Source organism: Pseudomonas sp. (genome assembly GCF_032058845.1).
GTDB lineage: Bacteria > Pseudomonadota > Gammaproteobacteria > Pseudomonadales > Pseudomonadaceae > Aquipseudomonas.
On the sequence record NZ_DAMCCR010000032.1, the window covers coordinates 1 to 17,642 of the forward strand.

A 17,642-nucleotide genomic window follows, 5' to 3' on the forward strand; every position below is an offset into this window, starting at 1 on the left:
CCGATTTACCGGAACCGGTGGTACCGGCCACCAGCAGGTGCGGCATCTTGGCCAGATCGGTGATCACCGGCTTGCCGCCGATGTCGTGGCCCAGAGCCAGGGCAACCGGCGACTTGGATTCATCGAACAGGCTCGAGGACAGGACCTCGGAGAAGCGCACGATCTGCCGGTTCTCGTTGGGGATCTCGATGCCGACGGTGGTCTTGCCCGGGATCACCTCGACCACCCGCACGCTGGTCACGGCGATCGACCGCGCCAGGTCCTTGGCCAGGTTGGAAATGCGGCTGACCTTGACGCCGGCGGCCGGTTGGATTTCGTAGCGGGTAATCACCGGGCCCGGATGGATCGAGTCGACAGTGACCTCGACGCCAAACTCCTTGAGCTTGATTTCCAGCAGGTTGCCGACGCCGGCGAGGGATTCGGGTGAGTATTCGATCTTCTTCTCTTCGGCAGGATCGAGAATCGAGATCGGCGGCAAGGTGCCCTTGACCGCACTGTCAACGAACTGCTGGACGGGTTTTTCGGCGATGTTGCGCTTGTTCAACTCAGGCGCTCTGACCGGCTCCTTGCTGGCAGGCGGCATGATGACCGGTGCGGAGCGTACTTCGCGCGCAGCGATCGGCTCTGGTGCCGGAGCAGGAGCAGGAGCCGGCTTGGCAGGAGCCGCAACCGGTGCTGGCGCAGGCGCCAGCGCCGGCTCACGTTCGACCACACGTTCACGCACTTCACGGGCTTTGACAGGCTCGCGCTTGAGCGCCGGCGCAGCGCTCAGCACCGGCTCATCCACTTCGCGCAATTGCGCGACCAGGCGCTTGCGCTCGCTGCGTGCGTCCCACCAGCGACTGGTAGCGCCTTGCAGCAACTCGAACAGGTCCAGTGTGAGCTTGCCGGTCATGTCCATCACCGCGAACCACGACAGGTCAGTGAACACGGTGAGGCCGAAGAGGAACAGTGCGATGAACAGCAGCGTGCTGCCTTGTACGTTGAGCAGGCTGCGAGCCAGCTCGCCCAGGCCTTCGCCCAGCGCGCCGCCTGCGGCGAAGGGCAGGCTCGCCGAGGGGTGGAAATGGATGTGCGCCAGGGCGGCGCCCGACAGCACCAGAAACACCAGGCCGATCAGCCGCCAGGAGAACAGCCAGCCGCTCCACTGCCAGGGCTGGTGCCGCTCACGGAAGATCTGCCAGGTCTTGATGGCCAGCAGCAAGGGGAAGATGTAGGCGAAGTACCCCAATACCATGAACATGATGTCGGCCAGGTAGGCCCCGGCCTTGCCAGCAGCGTTCTGCACCTGATCGAGGTTGCTGGTATGGCTGAAACCCGGATCGGCGGCGTCGAACGTCAGCAGCGCCATCCACAGATAGAGGCACAGCGCGCCAACAGCGATCAGCGCACCTTCCTTGAGCCGGTAATGCATCTGCTGGCGCCACTGCGGCACGGGCAAAGGGGTCGGGGTTGCGGTGGTTTTTTTCAAAACGCCTGTATTCCTGCGCGTAGTGCGCGTCCAGTAGCGTTTGGCCTGGACAGTGGCCAACAGTCACTACTTTTTAACATTACTGTCCCTCGGCTGCCACGGCAGATAACCGCAGCGGCATGAACGGGGATCGGTTTCCAATGGCGCCAATTTGAGCACGCATTGCCTTGCGTGACAAAGGCTTATGCTGTGTTTTTGCACAGGTGTGACAGCAAATGTACCCAATGGTGCCAGCCGGCCTGCCGATGTAGGAAAAAACCCGGCCTAGAGCCTTCAGCCCACCATCTGCGTGGCCGTTGACCTGAATCGCCTGGCGCGCCATGCTGAGGGCCACTCCCCTCCCCTGCCGCCTCGACGACCATGCTGACCTGGCTCAAACGCGATTCATCCAGCTTTCCGGCACTGAACAAGGCGCTGCGCGAACCCAACGGCCTGCTGGCCGCCGGCGGCGACCTCAGCCCGGCCCGCCTGCTTGCCGCTTACCGGCACGGCTGTTTTCCCTGGTATCAGGACGGCCAGCCGATCCTCTGGTGGTCGCCAGACCCTCGCACGGTGCTGTTTCCCGATGAGCTGCGCGTTTCGCGCTCGCTGGCCAAGCTGATGCGCCAGGGGCACTACAGCGTTTCGTTCGACACCGACTTCGCCGCGGTCATCCGAGCCTGCGCAGCACCGCGTAGCTATACCGACGGGACCTGGATCACCGAACCCATGCAAGCCGCGTACTGTCAGCTGCATGCCGACGGCATCGCCCATTCGGTGGAGGTGCGCGCCGACGGCGAACTGGTCGGCGGCCTGTATGGCCTGGCGATTGGCCGGCTGTTTTTCGGCGAATCGATGTTCAGTCGCGCCGACAATGCCTCCAAAGTCGGCTTTGCCACGCTGGTCCAGCAGCTGCATGAAGCCGGCTTCGTGCTGATCGATTGCCAGATGCCCTCGCAGCACCTGCACAGCTTTGGTGCCCGCGCGATCAGCCGGCATCATTTCGCCGATTACCTCGACCAGCACCTCGATCAACCCAGCGCAATGTGCTGGTCCAACACAGCACAGTCCTGAGGGCTGGCTTACACTGACAGGCACTGCGCACCCATTGACAGGAGGGGGTTGACCATGACCGAGCTGGCACGCCTGAGGTTCTACGCCACTCAGCCGCACTCCTGCAGCTACCTGCCCAACGAACAGGCCACCACCCTGTTTCTCGACCCCAGCCAGCCGATGGATGTGCATGTGTATGCCGATCTCTCGGAAATGGGCTTTCGGCGCAGCGGCGATCACCTGTACCGACCGCACTGCCAGCAGTGCAGCGCCTGCGTGCCGGCACGCATCCCTGCGGCGCGCTTTACACCCAATCGCCAGCAACGGCGTATCCTTGTCCGCAATCAGGACCTGCAGGTCACGGCCGTACGGCCCACCTTCAGCGAAGAATACTTCGACCTCTATCGCCGTTACATCGAACAGCGCCACGCCGACGGCGACATGTTCCCACCCAGTCGTGAGCAATTCACCACGTTCCTGGTCCGCGACCTGCCCTTTTCCTGGTTCTATGAATTCCGCCTCGAAGGCCGCTTGCTGGCGATTGCCGTGTGCGACCTGCTGCCCAATGGCCTGTCGGCGGTCTACACCTTCTACGATCCGGACGAAGAGCGCCGCAGCCTGGGCCGCTTCGCCATCCTCTGGCAAATCCGTGAAACCCTGCAGCAGAACCTAGAAGCGTTGTACCTCGGATACTGGATCAAGAACTGCAAGAAAATGAACTACAAGACCCAATACCGGCCCATTGAGCTGCTGATTAACCAGCGCTGGGTCACGCTTAACTGAAAGCAGTGGCTGCAACTGCACATTTGCGGCATAATCCACGCCACTTTTTTGCCCGTTGCATGTATGCAGCGGGCGCTTCATTGAATACCGAGGGCTCTACTGCATGTCGAAAGAAGACAGCTTCGAAATGGAAGGTACTGTCGTCGACACCCTGCCCAACACCATGTTCCGCGTGGAGTTGGAAAACGGGCACGTCGTGACCGCGCACATCTCCGGAAAGATGCGCAAGAACTACATCCGAATTCTCACGGGTGACAAAGTACGCGTCGAACTGACGCCCTATGACCTGAGCAAAGGCCGCATTACCTACCGCGCGCGCTAACTCTCAGTCATGAAAAAGCCCGGCCAGTGTGCCGGGCTTTTTCATGGGCGTGGAACCGGGATCGCCAAGCGACCCCGTACCGCTCAAGCACTGCTCAAGCCACTTCGGCGGTTGTCTCGAAGTCGAACACCAGCTCACCGTCACGCAACTCGACGTGAACCACTCCGCCGTGCTCGGCCAACTCGCCGAACAAGATCTCTTCGGCCAAGGGCCGCTTGATCTTGTCCTGGATGAGTCGCGCCATCGGGCGTGCACCCATCTGCACGTCGTAGCCGGAACTGGCCAACCATCCTCGTGCTTCGTCGCTGACTTCCAGCAGCACCCGCTTGTCTTCCAGTTGCGCCTGAAGCTCGATGAGGAACTTGTCGACGATGCTCTTGATCGTCTCGTGGGAAAGACGACCAAACTGGATGATGGTGTCCAGGCGGTTGCGGAACTCCGGCGTGAAGCTCTTGCGGATCACCTCCATGGCATCTGATGCATGGTCTTGGTGCGTGAAGCCGATCGAGGCACGTGCCGCCGTTTCAGCACCGGCGTTGGTGGTCATGATCAGGATCACGTTACGGAAGTCGGCCTTGCGACCATTGTTGTCGGTCAGCGTACCGTGGTCCATGACCTGCAACAGCAGGTTGAAGACTTCCGGATGCGCCTTCTCGATTTCATCGAGCAGCAACACGCAGTGCGGCTGCTTGGTGATCGCTTCGGTCAGCAAGCCACCCTGATCGAAACCGACGTAACCGGGCGGTGCACCGATCAGGCGCGACACAGTGTGACGTTCCATGTACTCGGACATGTCGAATCGCACCAGCTCGACGCCCATCGCCTTGGCCAGCTGTCGCGCCGCTTCGGTCTTGCCCACGCCGGTAGGACCAGCGAACAGGAACGAACCTACAGGTTTGTCCGGCGACTTCAGACCGGCACGCGACAGCTTGATGGCGGTCGCCAGTGCATCGATGGCCGGGTCCTGGCCAAACACCGTCAGCTTCAGATCACGCTCAAGGTTGCGCAGCAGTTCCTTGTCGGAACTGGTGACATGTTTTGGCGGAATGCGCGCGATTTTCGCGACGATGTCTTCGACCTGCTCGACCTCGATACGCTTGACGCGATTGGCCTCGGGCTGCAGGCGCTGGTAAGCACCGGCTTCATCGATGACGTCAATGGCCTTGTCAGGCATGTGGCGATCATTGATATAGCGCGCCGCCAGCTCGGCTGCTGCACGCAGCGCCTCGTCGCTGTACTCGATGTGATGGTGGCTTTCGAAGCGACCCTTCAGGCCACGCAGAATGCCGATGGTGTCTTCCACCGACGGCTCGGACACGTCGACCTTCTGGAAGCGTCGTGCAAGGGCGCGGTCCTTCTCGAAGATGCCGCGAAACTCCTGGAAGGTGGTCGAGCCGATGCACCGGATGTCGCCCGATGACAGCAGCGGTTTGAGCAGGTTGGAAGCGTCCATCACCCCGCCCGAGGCTGCACCGGCACCGATGATGGTGTGAATTTCATCGATGAACAGAATGGCCTGAGGGCGCTTGCGCAGCTCACCCAGCAACGCCTTGAAGCGCTTCTCGAAATCGCCACGGTATTTGGTGCCTGCCAGCAGCGCACCCAGGTCGAGCGAATACACCACGCTCTGGGCCAGCAGATCGGGCACCTGACCATCGACAATGCGTTTGGCCAGACCTTCGGCAATGGCCGTTTTGCCAACGCCCGCCTCGCCCACCAGTAGGGGGTTGTTCTTGCGCCGGCGCGCCAGGATCTGGGCGACACGCTCCACCTCGGACTCACGACCCACCAACGGGTCGATACGCCCCTGGCGAGCCTGTTCGTTCAGGTTGCTGGCATACGCGTCGAGCGGATTGCTCGAGTTGCCGGTCTCGCCACCCTCCTCATCCTGCATCTCCTGCTCGCCATCGGTGCTCGGACCATGACCCGGCACCTTGGAAATGCCGTGAGCAATGAAATTGACCACATCGATGCGAGCAACGCTTTGCTGCTTGAGAAGAAAGACCGCCTGGCTTTCCTGCTCGCTGAAGATGGCCACCAGCACGTTGGCGCCGGTGACTTCACGCTTGCCGGAACTCTGCACATGGAAGACCGCGCGCTGCAGCACACGCTGGAAGCCCAGGGTGGGCTGCGTTTCGCGGTCTTCGTCGTGCACGGGAATCAGAGGTGTCGTGGAATCGATGAACTCTTGCAGATCGTGCTTGAGCTTGTCGAGATTTGCGCCACAGGCGCGCAGAACGGTTGCAGCAGCTTCGTTGTCAAGCAGTGCCAACAGCAGGTGTTCGACGGTCATGAATTCATGACGCTTCGAACGAGCCTCCTTGAAGGCCAGATTGAGGGTGACTTCGAGCTCGCGGTTTAACATAGCTTCACCTCATACCCAAGTGGTCGGCGATTAACCGTCCTTCTCGATTTCACAGAGTAGCGGATGCTGGCTTTCCCGGGCGTACTGGTTGACCTGCATGGCCTTGGTTTCGGCAATGTCGCGGGTAAACAGGCCGCACACTGCTCGTCCTTCGGTATGGACGGTCAGCATGATCTTGGTCGCCAGCTCTCGATTGAGATTGAAAAACGTCTCGAGTACCTCGACGACGAAATCCATTGGTGTGTAGTCATCGTTGAACAAAACCACCTTGTACATCGGTGGGGCCTGCAGGGCGGGCTTGGCTTCCTGGACGGCGAGACCAGAAGCGTCGTCCTCCTGCTCGTGTGGGGGATCCTGATTGAATGTTAGACGAATCTGACTGTGTGCATGCATGGAAAGAAATTCATCACATCGGCAGGTTTAAATGGAGGTCGACTACCCGAACAGCCCGGCTGCGCGCCGCTGAAGCGTCCTTGACTAACCGCTAAACGGTGTTACAACCAATAATGACCCACCGTGTTCGATAAAGCTCCGCGCAGTCAACCAGATTTTTTTCGCAAGATCTGTATGCGGATACCGAGAATGATACTCCAGTCATGGGGTTCTTTGCAGAGGTGCTTAGGGATGGCGACAGGTAAAGTCAAGTGGTTCAACAATGAAAAGGGCTACGGCTTCATTAATGAAGAGGGTCGTGCCGAAGACCTGTTCGTTCATTATTCCAAGATTCAGATGGACGGCTTCAAGACCCTGAGGGCCGGCCAGCGGGTGGTGTTCGATATCATCCAGGGCCCCAAGGGATTGCATGCCGAGAATATCTGCAATGACCCCAACGATGCTGCGGCGGCGGACGCGCCCAACACCTGCAAGCTACACCCTCACGTCCACGCCTGAGCCCATTGAGTCCCTCGCCCACCTGGGCGGGGCAGACTCGCGCCCTTCATGCCTGCTGCAGCGGTCATGGCCGCGTCCATCGACGGCATGACTGCGTGCCGGCCGTGCGACAACGCACCACATTGCTCCTACATCTTTGGTCTTATATGCAGGCCTATATCACTCAGCCTTGCTGATTAGGCCGGCGGGTTTGATATACTCCGTCGCTGACCGCAGGGTCACCGGGGCGAACCCTAGGAATATGCGGCTCGCTCCACCTCCGGGACCGGTCCGCAAAGGCCGCGAGCCCGGGACAGCCTGACGTGTTACCGCACGCCAGCATTGACGCTCGAATGATGCATCCACCATCACCGCTCGCGGCCGCTCGACCGCGCCTTCGCAGGGCGCAGCGCCTACCCAGCGCACTTCGAGACTCGGGCTCGCGCAGCAACACAGAGAGTTAACCCGCATGCCCACCCGTTCCAAGATCATCTATACCTTCACCGACGAAGCCCCTGCCCTCGCCACCTATTCACTGCTGCCGGTCATCGAAGCGTTCACCGCTTGTGCCGACATCACGGTCGAAACCCGCGACATCTCCCTGGCAGGCCGTATCCTCGCGGCATTCCCGGAGCAACTGGGTGCCGAGAAACACGTAGGCGATCACCTGGCGGAACTGGGCCAATTGGCCACCACTCCTGAAGCCAACATCATCAAGCTCCCGAACATCTCGGCCTCGGTCCCGCAGCTCAAGGCTGCGGTCAAGGAATTGCAGGCGCAGGGCTACAACATCCCTGACTATGCCGATGAGCCGAGCACCGACGCCGAACAGGAATCGCGCGCCCGCTATGACCGCATCAAGGGTAGCGCCGTGAACCCGGTGCTGCGCGAAGGCAACTCTGACCGTCGCGCACCGCTCTCGGTCAAGAACTATGCCCGCAAGCACCCGCACAAGATGGGCGCCTGGGCGGCCGACTCGAAATCCCACGTCTCGCACATGAGCCAGGGCGATTTCTACGGCAGTGAAAAGGCTGCACTGATCGAGGCCGATGGCGCCGTGCGCATCGAGCTGGCCGGCAAAGACGGCACCACCACCGTGCTGAAAGAGAAAACCACGGTCAAGGCTGCGGAAGTGGTCGACTGCGCCACCCTGAGCCGCAAAGCCCTGCAAGCCTTCATCGTCGAGCAGATCGCCGATGCCAAGGCCGCCGGCGTGCTGCTCTCGGTGCACCTGAAAGCCACCATGATGAAAGTCTCCGACCCGATCATGTTCGGCATCATCGTCGAAGCCTTCTACGGCGAAGTACTGAAAAAGTACGCCTCGTCCCTGACCGATGTCGGCTTCAACCCCAACAACGGCATTGGCGACCTGTACGCCCGCATCAAGGACCTGCCGGCCGACCTGCAAGCGCAGATCGAAGGCGACCTGCAGGCCCTGTACGCCGAGCGTCCGGCCCTGGCCATGGTCAACTCCGACAAGGGCATCACCAACCTGCACGTGCCGAGCGATGTCATCGTCGACGCCTCGATGCCGGCCATGATCCGCGACTCGGGCAAGATGTGGAACGCTGCTGGCGAGCTGCAGGATGCCAAGGCGATCATCCCGGACCGCTGCTACGCCGGCATCTACCAGGCCACCATCGAAGACTGCAAGACCCATGGCGCCTTCGACCCGACCACCATGGGCAGCGTACCGAACGTTGGCCTGATGGCGCAGAAGGCCGAAGAATACGGCTCCCACGACAAGACCTTCCAGATCAAGGCCGACGGCGTGGTTCGCGTGGTCGATGGCAGCGGCAAGGTGATTCTGGAGCAGAACGTCGAAGCCGGTGACATCTTCCGCATGTGCCAGACCAAGGACGCTCCGATCCAGGACTGGGTCAAGCTGGCCGTCAACCGCGCCCGCCTGAGCGACACGCCAGCAGTCTTCTGGCTCGACCCTGCGCGCGCCCACGACGCGGTCATGATCAAGAAGGTCGAGCAGTACCTGAAGGATCACGACACCAGCGGCCTGGACATTCGCATCCTGGAACCGGTCGAAGCGATCAAGTTCTCGCTGGCACGCATCCGCGAAGGCAAGGACACCATCTCGGTGACCGGCAACGTGCTGCGCGACTACCTCACCGACCTGTTCCCCATCATGGAACTGGGTACCAGCGCCAAGATGCTGTCGATCGTGCCGCTGATGAGCGGTGGCGGCCTGTTCGAGACCGGCGCTGGCGGCTCGGCGCCCAAGCACGTGCAGCAGCTGGTGGAAGAGAACTTCCTGCGCTGGGATTCGCTGGGTGAGTTCCTCGCCCTGGCGGCGTCGCTCGAGCACCTGGGCAACACCTACGACAACGCCCGCGCCAAGGTCCTGGCCGATACCCTCGACCAGGCTACCGGCAAGTTCCTCGACACCAACAAGTCGCCTTCGCGCAAAGTGGGCGGCATCGACAACCGCGGCAGCCACTTCTACCTGACCCTGTACTGGGCCCAGGCGCTGGCTGCGCAGTCTGACGACGCTGCGTTGCAAACGCGCTTCGCCCCGCTGGCCAAGGCACTGACCGAGCAGGAAGCGACCATCGTCGCCGAACTGAACGCCGTTCAGGGCAAGCCGGCCGACATCGGTGGCTACTACGCACCGAGCCCGGAGCTCACCGCCAAGGTGATGCGTCCGAGCCAGACCTTCAACAGCGCCATCGCCGCGCTGTAAGGTTTAGCTGAAGTCACACCACAAACCCCGGCCACGCACCGGGGTTTGTGCTGTCTGCACACTACCTCTCTGGAGCGATCAATGACCTGGCACCCGCACATCACCGTCGCCACCGTGGTCGAGCGCGATGGCCGCTTCCTCATGGTCGAGGAATTCAAAGCAGGCCAACACGTGTTCAACCAGCCCGCCGGGCACCTTGAACCCAACGAAAGCCTGCGCGAGGCGGCCCTGCGCGAGACCCTCGAGGAAACCGCCTGGGAGGTCGAGCTCACCGGCCTGGTCGGCATCTACCTGTATACCGCGCCGAGCAATGGCGTGACCTACCAGCGTATCTGCTTCGCCGCTCGCCCCGTTCGACATCACACTGAACGCGCCCTGGACAGCGATATCGAGCGTGCCCTGTGGCTGAGCCGCGATGAGCTGCTGGCAGACCCCGCGCGCTGGCGCAGCGAGCTGGTACCGCGCTGCATCGATGACTACCTCGCCGGCCCGCTGCACAGCCTGGCCCTGCTGCGCGACTGACGCGCGACCGGCAGCCTGATAGAATCGGCATTTTTTCCCTGATACACGCCGGTAATCATGACCAACCCAGCACGTAAAGACCCCGCCCAGACCCGCGTCATCGTCGGCATGTCCGGCGGCGTGGACTCCTCCGTTTCCGCCGTCCTGCTCATGCAGCAGGGCTACCAGGTGGAAGGGCTGTTCATGAAGAACTGGGAGGAAGACGACGGCACCGAGTACTGCACTGCCCGCGAAGACCTGGCCGACGCCCAGGCCGTGTGCGACCGCATCGGCATCACCCTGCACACCGCCAACTTCGCAGCCGAATACTGGGACAACGTGTTCGAGCATTTCCTCGAAGAATACAAGGCCGGGCGCACGCCCAACCCGGACATCCTCTGCAACCGGGAAATCAAGTTCAAAGCCTTCCTCGATTACGCGCTGTCGCTGGGCGCCGACCTGATCGCCACCGGCCACTACGTGCGCCGTCGCGACACCGGCGCGTTGACCGAGCTGCTCAAGGGCCTCGACCCGAACAAGGACCAGAGCTATTTCCTGCACGCCGTAGGCGGCAGCGAGATCGCTCGCACCCTGTTCCCCGTGGGCGAGCTGGAAAAGCCTGCGGTACGCGCCATTGCCGAGCAACACGGGCTGGCGACGGCGAAGAAAAAGGATTCCACCGGGATCTGCTTCATCGGTGAACGTCGCTTCAGCGATTTTCTCAAGCAGTACCTGCCGGCCCAGCCCGGGGAGATCCAGACCACCGACGGCGAGGTGATCGGCCAGCATCACGGCCTGATGTACCACACCATCGGCCAGCGCCAGGGCCTGGGGATTGGCGGCCTGAAGGACGCCGGCGACGAGCCTTGGTACGTACTGGAAAAGGACCTGACGCGCAATGTGCTGGTGGTGGGCCAGGGCAACGAGCACCCGTGGTTGTTCTCCCGCGCACTGCTGGCTTCGGACATCTTCTGGGTCAACCCTGTCGACCTTGCCGCCCCGCGCCGGCTGACTGCCAAGGTCCGCTACCGCCAGGGCGATCAGGCCTGCGTGCTGGAGCGCACCGAATCGGGTTATCGCGCGGTGTTCGATGAGCCGCAGCGCGCCGTGACCCCCGGCCAGTCCGTGGTGTTCTATGACGGTGAGGTGTGCCTGGGTGGCGGCGTGATCGAAACCGCCGAGCCCTGGAGCCCGCGTACATGAGCACGACCAAGGAGCAGTTGATTGCCCTGGGGGGTGTATTCCAGGCCGCGGTACTGGTCGACCAACTGGCACGCACCGGCCAGGCCAGCGAGGCCAACCTGGGCTGCATGCTTGGCAGCCTGCTGGTGCGCGACCCCAAGGACACCCTGGAAGTGTTCGGCGGTGATGACCTGAACCTGCGCGAGGGCTACCGCGCGCTGGTCGGCGCGCTGGAACGCGACCCGGCCATTCTTCAGCGTGAGCCGCTGCGCTATGCCCTGTCGATGCTGGGGCTGGAACGGCAACTGGCCAAGCGCGGCGACATGCTCGAGATCATTGGCAAGCGTCTGCCGCAGATCCAGTCGCAGGCCGATCACTTCGGCCTGGTGCACGACAACGTGATCGCATCCAGCGGCGCGCTGTACCAGGACACCCTCAGCACCTTGCGCCAGCGCATCCAGGTGCACGGCGACATGCGCTTCCTGCAGCAGGCCAACAACGCTTCGAAAATCCGCGCCTTGCTGTTGGCGGGCATTCGCGCCGCGCGCCTGTGGCGCCAGTTGGGCGGCCATCGCTGGCAGCTGGTGTTCAGCCGGCGCAAGTTGCTCAATGAACTCTATGACCTGATGCGCGCTTGATCCGAGCCTCGCAGCGTGTCGACGAGTTCTGCGGCGGTGGCTGGACGACCGGCACGGGCGCCAGGGACGGCCAGCCCTGCGCACCCTTTGCGTATCGCTCGACGTGATAGACCGCGGCGACGACCTTTGGTCCGCCGTGCCACCCAGGGCGCAATTTCATGTATGATATGCGCCCTCCAAAAGCCTGACTGTCCGAGAACACCCCATGCAGCTTTCCTCGCTCACTGCGGTTTCCCCTGTTGACGGCCGTTATGCCGGCAAAACCCAGGCCTTGCGCCCCATCTTCAGCGAATACGGCCTGATCCGTTTCCGCGCCCTGGTCGAGGTGCGCTGGCTCCAGCGCCTGGCCGCCCACCCGCAAATCCCTGAGGTGCCGGCCTTCTCCGCTGAGGCCAATGCGGTGCTCGACACCTTGGCCAGCGACTTCCAGCTGGCCCACGCCGAGCGCGTGAAGGAGATCGAGCGCACCACCAACCACGACGTCAAGGCCATCGAGTACCTGCTCAAGGAGCAGGCTGCGAAGCTCCCTGAGCTGGCCAAGGTGAGTGAATTCATCCACTTCGCCTGCACCAGCGAGGACATCAACAACCTGTCCCACGCCCTGATGCTGCGCGCTGGCCGTGACGACGTGCTGCTGCCACTGATGCGCCAGATCGCCGACGCCATCCGCGCCCAGGCCCACGCTCACGCCGACGTGCCGATGCTGTCGCGCACCCACGGCCAGCCGGCTTCGCCGACCACCCTGGGCAAAGAGCTGGCCAACGTCGTCTATCGCCTGGAGCGGCAGATCGCGCAAATCGCCGCCGTGCCACTGCTGGGCAAGATCAATGGTGCGGTGGGCAACTACAACGCTCACCTCTCGGCTTACTCGCAGATCGACTGGGAAGCCAATGCCCGTGCGTTCATCGAGGACGAGCTGGGCCTGCAGTTCAACCCCTACACCACGCAGATCGAGCCGCACGACTACATCGCCGAGCTGTTCGACGCCATCGCGCGCTTCAACACCATCCTCATCGACTTCGACCGTGACGTCTGGGGCTATATCTCGCTGGGCTACTTCAAACAGAAGACCGTGGCTGGCGAAATCGGCTCGTCGACCATGCCGCACAAGGTCAACCCGATCGACTTCGAGAACTCCGAAGGCAACCTCGGTATCGCCAACGCACTGTTCCAGCACCTGGCCAGCAAGTTGCCGATCTCGCGCTGGCAGCGTGACCTGACCGATTCCACCGTGCTGCGCAACCTGGGCGTAGGCTTCGCGCACAGCGTGATCGCCTACGAGGCCAGCCTCAAAGGCATCAGCAAGCTGGAAATCAATACCGCGCGCATCGCCGCTGACCTGGACGCCTGCTGGGAAGTCCTGGCAGAGCCGATCCAGACCGTCATGCGCCGCTTCAACATCGAGAACCCCTACGAGAAGCTCAAAGAGCTGACCCGTGGCAAAGGCATCACCCCCGAGGCGCTGCTGACCTTCATCGACGGGCTGGACATGCCTGCCGAGGCCAAGGCCGAGCTCAAGCAGCTGACCCCGGCCAGCTACATCGGTAGCGCCGTGGCCCAGGCCAAACGCATCTAAGCGGCCCGTCGCGCCCAACGCCCGGCTTAGCCGGGCGTTTTTATTGGCGAATGAAAATCCTCATCTTTCAATAGGTTGAACATGAATTCTGATACTCCACTGCAGTTGCTGGGCGGCCTGACGGCGCGTGAATTCCTGCGTGATTACTGGCAGAAGAAACCGCTGCTGGTGCGCCAGGCCTTCAGCGACTTCGAGAGCCCGATCGAACCCGATGAACTGGCCGGCCTGGCGCTGGAAGAAGAGGTCGAATCGCGCCTGGTGCTCGAACACGGGGAGCGCCCGTGGGAGCTGCGCCGCGGCCCCTTTGCCGAGGACGCCTTCGCCAGCCTGCCAGAACGCGACTGGACCCTGCTGGTCCAGGCGGTGGATCAGTTCGTGCCGGAAGTGGCCGAGCTGCTGGAGCATTTCCGTTTCCTGCCCAGCTGGCGCATCGATGACGTGATGATCAGCTACGCCGCCCCCGGCGGCAGTGTCGGCCCACACTTCGACAACTACGACGTGTTCCTGCTGCAAGGCCACGGCAAGCGCAACTGGAAGCTGGGGCAGATGTGCGACAGCGACAGCGCCCTGCTCGACCACGCCGACCTGCGCATCCTGGCCGAGTTCGAGCAGTCCGAAGAGATGGTTCTGCAGCCGGGTGACATGCTTTACCTGCCGCCGCGCCTGGCCCACTACGGCGTTGCCGAAGATGCCTGCCTGACCTATTCGGTCGGCTTCCGCGCGCCAAGCGCGGCTGAAGTGCTGACCCACTTCACCGACTTCCTGAGCCAGTTCCTGCCCGACGAAGAACGCTACAGCGACGCCGATGCCCAACCGGTCAGCGATCCGCACCAGATCCAGCACGACGCGCTGGATCGCCTCAAGGCCTTGCTGGCCGAGCACATGGGCGATGAGCGCCTGCTTTTGACCTGGTTCGGCCAGTTCATGACCGAGCCACGCTACCCCGAGCAGGTTGCCGGTGAAGAGCTGACCGACGCCGACCTGCTCGATGCCCTGGCACAGGGCGCCTTGCTGATTCGCAACCCGAGTGCTCGCATGGCCTGGTCGGAAATGGATGCCGACCTGGTGCTGTTCGCCAGCGGCCAGAGCCGCCTGCTGTCCGGCCACCTGCGCGAGCTGCTCAAGCTGATCTGCGCAGCCGACGCCCTGCACACGGATAACCTCGCCCAGTGGCTGGAAGACGAAGAAGCCGTGCTGCTGCTCAGCCAGCTGGTCAAACAGGGCAGCCTTGGATTTGCCAATGAATAAGATCGGTGTGCGCCTGGCTGACTGGAAGCAGGACAACGCCCACATCCGTCGCATCCGCGATGCGGTGTTCGTCGCCGAGCAGCAGGTGCCGCCGGAACAGGAATGGGACGCCGATGACCAGAACGCCCTGCATTTTCTGGCGCTCGAAGGCGACTATCCGATCGGTACCGCGCGCCTGCTGGGCGACGGCACCATTGGCCGGGTCTCGGTGCTCAAGGACTGGCGCGGGCTGAAGGTCGGTGATGCGCTGATGCAGGCCGTGATCGCCGAGGCCCAGGCGCGTCAACTGGTCCCGCAGAAGCTCAGCGCGCAGGTGCAGGCCACGCCGTTCTATGAGCGTCTGGGTTTTCGCGTGGTGAGTGAGGAGTTTCTCGAAGTGGGCATCCCGCACGTGGACATGGTGCGCGGCGGCGACGCGTGACGGTACGCCGTGGTGCACTTGCTCCAGTGTGGGCCGGCTTGTGAACACCGTCGGGGATGACGCGGCTCTGTGAATGAACCGCGGCGTCCTGGCGGTGTTCGCGGGCACGCCAGCGCCTGCCGGCGTTGCCGCCCAGACGCAGACAACAGCGGCGGCCTGCAAGCTCGCTGACCGGCGACACCCCGCGACCCTGGGCAACGCTCATCGCGCGCAACCCGCGACCGTGCGATGCCACCCCAGTACCATCGATGCTCACAGGCCGCCGATCCAGGCGCAGCCTTCGCAGACACAAAATCCTGTACATCCATCCAGATAAAACTTGCCTGCGCGCGCTGGCTTGCGCATCCTAGCGGTCATGATTTCCTGATGAAGCGTTTCCTGTCATGCGCCTGTTTCTCTGTGAAAAGCCTTCCCAGGCCAAAGATATCGCCAAGGTCCTCGGCGCCAACCGGCGCGGCGACGGCTGCTGGCAAGGCACTGACGTGTGCGTCACCTGGTGCATTGGGCATCTTCTGGAAACGGCCCCGCCCGACAGTTACGACGCGCGTTACAAACGCTGGGTGCTGGCCGACCTGCCGATCATCCCCGATCAATGGAAAATGCTGGTCAAACCCAAGACCGCCAGCCAGTTCAAGGTGGTCAAGCGCCTGCTCGGTGAAGCGCGCGAACTGGTCATTGCCACCGATGCGGACCGCGAAGGGGAAATGATCGCCCGCGAACTGGTCGAGCATTGCCGCTACCGCGGACCCGTCCAACGCTTGTGGCTGTCGGTGCTGGACGACGCCTCCATTCGCAAGGCGCTGGGCCGCCTCCTGCCTGGCCAGGACACCTTCAACCTGTATCACTCGGCACTCGGTCGCTCGCGGGCCGACTGGCTGATCGGCATGAACATGAGCCGGCTGTTCACCCTGCTCGGCCGGCAGTCCGGCTACCAGGGCGTGCTGCCCGTGGGCCGGGTGCAAACACCCACACTGCGCCTGGTGGTGGACCGCGATCGCAGCATCGCGCAGTTCGTACCGGTGCCGTTCTGGGCCATCGAGGTGCAGCTGGGTCATGCCGGGCAGTCTTTCACCGCGCAGTGGCGACCGCCCGAGGCGGTCTGCGACGAGCAAGGTCGTTGCCTGCAACAGGGCCTGGCCCAGGCTGCGGCGGCCGCCATGCAAGCCGCAGGCATGGCCCATGTCAGCAAGATCGTCACCGAGCGCGTGCGTGAAGCCGCGCCCCTGCCGTTTGACCTCGGCACCCTGCAGGAGCTGTGCTCGAAGAAACTCGGCCTCGGCGCCCAGGAAACCCTCGACATCGCCCAGGCGCTCTACGAAACCCACAAGCTCATCACTTACCCGCGCAGCGATTGCGGTTATCTGCCGCTGAGCCAGCACGGCGAAGCCGGCGCCATTCTTGCCGCCCTGCAACGCGCCGATGCGGGCCTGGCGGCGCTGCAACCGTACCTGGACGCCTCGCGCCGCTCGCGGGCCTGGAATGACGGCAACGTCACCGCACACCACGGCATCATCCCAACGGCGGCAGCCACTGACCCGGCGCGCCTGGCGGCCAAGCACAAGGCGGTGTACACCCTGATCCGCGCCCGCTACCTGGCACAATTTCTGCCCTATCATGAGTACGACCGCACCCAGGCCGACTTCGACTGCGCCGGCCACGCGCTACGCGCCGTCGGCAAGCAGATCGTCGAGCCCGGCTGGCGCCGCGCACTGCCAGAGGCACTGACACCGGGCAAAGGCCGTGAAGCCGCGCCTGCGCAAGTGCTGCCGATCCTGCACCAGGGCCAAGGCTGCGCCGTGGAAAAGGTGCAGCTCAAAGACCTGTGGACGCAACCGCCCAAGCCGCTCACCGAGGGCGACCTGATCAAGGCCATGAAGAACGTGGCCAGGCTGGTCGATGATCCGCTCCTGAAACAGAAGCTCAAGGACACCACCGGCATCGGCACCGAGGCCACCCGTGCCAGCATCATCCAGGGCCTGCTTGACCGCGGCTACCTGTGCAAACAAGGCAAGGCCCTGGCGGCCACGCCTGCGGCGTTCAGCCTGATCGATGCGGTCCCGCGCGCCATCGCCGACCCGGGCACTACAGCGATCTGGGAGCAGGCGCTGGACATGGTGCAAAGCGGCGAAATGACCTTGGAGGCATTCGTGACCCGCCAATCGGCGTGGATGACCAAGCTGGTGCAGCGTTGCGCAGGCTTGCGCATGGTCATCAGCGGCCCGCCGCTGGGGCCTTCCGGCAAAAGCCCGCCCTGGAAGAAAAAACGCGCTGGCAGCAAGACCCAGGGCACTGCTTCCTCGAAAACAGACACGAAGACGGCGCCGCGACAGCGCAGAAAGAAAGCCGCCAGTTGAAGGCGCGATCTGCGTTACTGTTTCAGCCCAGCACACCGGCGAGCGGGGCTTGAGCACGGCCTCGACCTTGAACAAACGCCGAGCGCGCGGCACACCTCAGATGCCAGCGCCAGCCTGCTAGCGGCTCGTCCATGGGTCGATCGGCGCTTTGCGAACGATCACTCGCAAGCACGCCCCGAACGAC

The 17,642-nt window shown here is 63.0% G+C and carries 15 protein-coding genes; 12 read left to right on the forward strand and 3 right to left on the reverse strand.

Annotated elements, in window-relative coordinates:
• On the reverse strand, window positions 1–1,471 hold a 1,471-nt coding region (locus tag RT028_RS08545), incomplete at its 3' end, for a DNA translocase FtsK 4TM domain-containing protein (RefSeq protein ID WP_409567208.1).
• A 360-nt stretch (window positions 1,472–1,831) separates the two neighbouring features.
• Here RT028_RS08545 and aat point away from each other — a divergent pair.
• From aat to infA, 3 genes are all read left to right on the forward strand, one after another.
• Window positions 1,832–2,524, forward strand: a complete 693-nt coding sequence (aat, locus tag RT028_RS08550; RefSeq protein WP_312934276.1) for a leucyl/phenylalanyl-tRNA--protein transferase — start codon at window positions 1,832–1,834, stop codon at window positions 2,522–2,524.
• Between the two features lie 54 nt (window positions 2,525–2,578).
• On the forward strand, window positions 2,579–3,286 hold the full coding sequence (locus tag RT028_RS08555; protein ID WP_312934277.1) for an arginyltransferase: 708 nt from the start codon (window positions 2,579–2,581) through the stop codon (window positions 3,284–3,286).
• Between the two features lie 103 nt (window positions 3,287–3,389).
• On the forward strand, window positions 3,390–3,608 hold the full coding sequence (gene infA, locus RT028_RS08560; protein ID WP_002553999.1) for a translation initiation factor IF-1: 219 nt from the start codon (window positions 3,390–3,392) through the stop codon (window positions 3,606–3,608).
• Between the two features lie 94 nt (window positions 3,609–3,702).
• On the opposite strand, the gene clpA is transcribed toward infA, so the two are convergent.
• Both clpA and clpS read right to left on the reverse strand, forming a co-directional pair.
• A complete protein-coding gene (clpA, locus tag RT028_RS08565) occupies window positions 3,703–5,973 on the reverse strand; it encodes an ATP-dependent Clp protease ATP-binding subunit ClpA (RefSeq protein WP_312934278.1) in 2,271 nt (756 codons plus the stop codon).
• 30 nt (window positions 5,974–6,003) lie between these two features.
• Window positions 6,004–6,366 carry an ATP-dependent Clp protease adapter ClpS gene (gene clpS / locus RT028_RS08570; protein ID WP_312934279.1) on the reverse strand — a complete coding sequence of 121 codons (363 nt, stop codon included), beginning with the start codon at window positions 6,364–6,366 and terminating at the stop codon, window positions 6,004–6,006.
• A gap of 231 nt (window positions 6,367–6,597) precedes the next feature.
• Between clpS and cspD the strand changes: the two genes are divergently transcribed.
• From cspD to RT028_RS08615, 9 genes are all read left to right on the forward strand, one after another.
• The gene (gene cspD, locus RT028_RS08575; RefSeq protein WP_312934280.1) at window positions 6,598–6,864 is read left to right on the forward strand and encodes a cold shock domain-containing protein CspD; all 267 of its coding nucleotides are present in this window, start codon (window positions 6,598–6,600) and stop codon (window positions 6,862–6,864) included.
• Window positions 6,865–7,312: 448 nt separating this feature from the next.
• Entirely contained in the window at window positions 7,313–9,538 is a 2,226-nt protein-coding gene (locus tag RT028_RS08580; RefSeq protein WP_312934281.1) for an NADP-dependent isocitrate dehydrogenase, read from the forward strand.
• Between the two features lie 81 nt (window positions 9,539–9,619).
• Window positions 9,620–10,060 (forward strand): NUDIX hydrolase, encoded by a 441-nt coding sequence (locus RT028_RS08585; RefSeq protein WP_312934282.1) that lies wholly within the window; start codon window positions 9,620–9,622, stop codon window positions 10,058–10,060.
• A 57-nt stretch (window positions 10,061–10,117) separates the two neighbouring features.
• Window positions 10,118–11,242 (forward strand): tRNA 2-thiouridine(34) synthase MnmA, encoded by a 1,125-nt coding sequence (gene mnmA, locus RT028_RS08590; RefSeq protein ID WP_312934283.1) that lies wholly within the window; start codon window positions 10,118–10,120, stop codon window positions 11,240–11,242.
• Complete coding sequence (hflD, locus tag RT028_RS08595; RefSeq protein WP_312934284.1) at window positions 11,239–11,859, forward strand: high frequency lysogenization protein HflD; 621 nt, start codon at window positions 11,239–11,241, stop codon at window positions 11,857–11,859. The genes mnmA and hflD overlap by 4 nt, the downstream gene beginning before the upstream one ends.
• A 205-nt stretch (window positions 11,860–12,064) precedes the next feature.
• Complete coding sequence (gene purB, locus RT028_RS08600) at window positions 12,065–13,435, forward strand: adenylosuccinate lyase (RefSeq protein ID WP_312934285.1); 1,371 nt, start codon at window positions 12,065–12,067, stop codon at window positions 13,433–13,435.
• 81 nt (window positions 13,436–13,516) lie between these two features.
• A complete protein-coding gene (locus RT028_RS08605) occupies window positions 13,517–14,683 on the forward strand; it encodes a cupin domain-containing protein (RefSeq protein WP_312934286.1) in 1,167 nt (388 codons plus the stop codon).
• A complete protein-coding gene (locus tag RT028_RS08610) occupies window positions 14,676–15,104 on the forward strand; it encodes a GNAT family N-acetyltransferase (protein ID WP_312934287.1) in 429 nt (142 codons plus the stop codon). Before RT028_RS08605 ends, RT028_RS08610 begins: the two co-directional genes overlap by 8 nt.
• Window positions 15,105–15,487: 383 nt before the next feature.
• Window positions 15,488–17,458 (forward strand): DNA topoisomerase III, encoded by a 1,971-nt coding sequence (locus RT028_RS08615; protein ID WP_312934288.1) that lies wholly within the window; start codon window positions 15,488–15,490, stop codon window positions 17,456–17,458.
• The last annotated feature ends 184 nt before the right edge of the window (window positions 17,459–17,642 follow it).

Excerpts from the sequence above, each read along its gene's own strand:
- RT028_RS08585 (WP_312934282.1), top strand. The coding sequence starts at position 9,620 with ATGACCTGGCACCCGCACATCACCGTCGCCACCGTGGTCGAGCGCGAT.
- RT028_RS08615 (WP_312934288.1), top strand. The coding sequence starts at position 15,488 with ATGCGCCTGTTTCTCTGTGAAAAGCCTTCCCAGGCCAAAGATATCGCC.
- clpA (WP_312934278.1), bottom strand. The coding sequence starts at position 5,973 with ATGTTAAACCGCGAGCTCGAAGTCACCCTCAATCTGGCCTTCAAGGAG.
- mnmA (WP_312934283.1), top strand. The coding sequence starts at position 10,118 with ATGACCAACCCAGCACGTAAAGACCCCGCCCAGACCCGCGTCATCGTC.
- RT028_RS08605 (WP_312934286.1), top strand. The coding sequence starts at position 13,517 with ATGAATTCTGATACTCCACTGCAGTTGCTGGGCGGCCTGACGGCGCGT.
- RT028_RS08555 (WP_312934277.1), top strand. The coding sequence starts at position 2,579 with ATGACCGAGCTGGCACGCCTGAGGTTCTACGCCACTCAGCCGCACTCC.
- RT028_RS08610 (WP_312934287.1), top strand. The coding sequence starts at position 14,676 with ATGAATAAGATCGGTGTGCGCCTGGCTGACTGGAAGCAGGACAACGCC.
- purB (WP_312934285.1), top strand. The coding sequence starts at position 12,065 with ATGCAGCTTTCCTCGCTCACTGCGGTTTCCCCTGTTGACGGCCGTTAT.
- aat (WP_312934276.1), top strand. The coding sequence starts at position 1,832 with ATGCTGACCTGGCTCAAACGCGATTCATCCAGCTTTCCGGCACTGAAC.
- clpS (WP_312934279.1), bottom strand. The coding sequence starts at position 6,366 with ATGCATGCACACAGTCAGATTCGTCTAACATTCAATCAGGATCCCCCA.
- infA (WP_002553999.1), top strand. The coding sequence starts at position 3,390 with ATGTCGAAAGAAGACAGCTTCGAAATGGAAGGTACTGTCGTCGACACC.
- RT028_RS08580 (WP_312934281.1), top strand. The coding sequence starts at position 7,313 with ATGCCCACCCGTTCCAAGATCATCTATACCTTCACCGACGAAGCCCCT.
- cspD (WP_312934280.1), top strand. The coding sequence starts at position 6,598 with ATGGCGACAGGTAAAGTCAAGTGGTTCAACAATGAAAAGGGCTACGGC.
- hflD (WP_312934284.1), top strand. The coding sequence starts at position 11,239 with ATGAGCACGACCAAGGAGCAGTTGATTGCCCTGGGGGGTGTATTCCAG.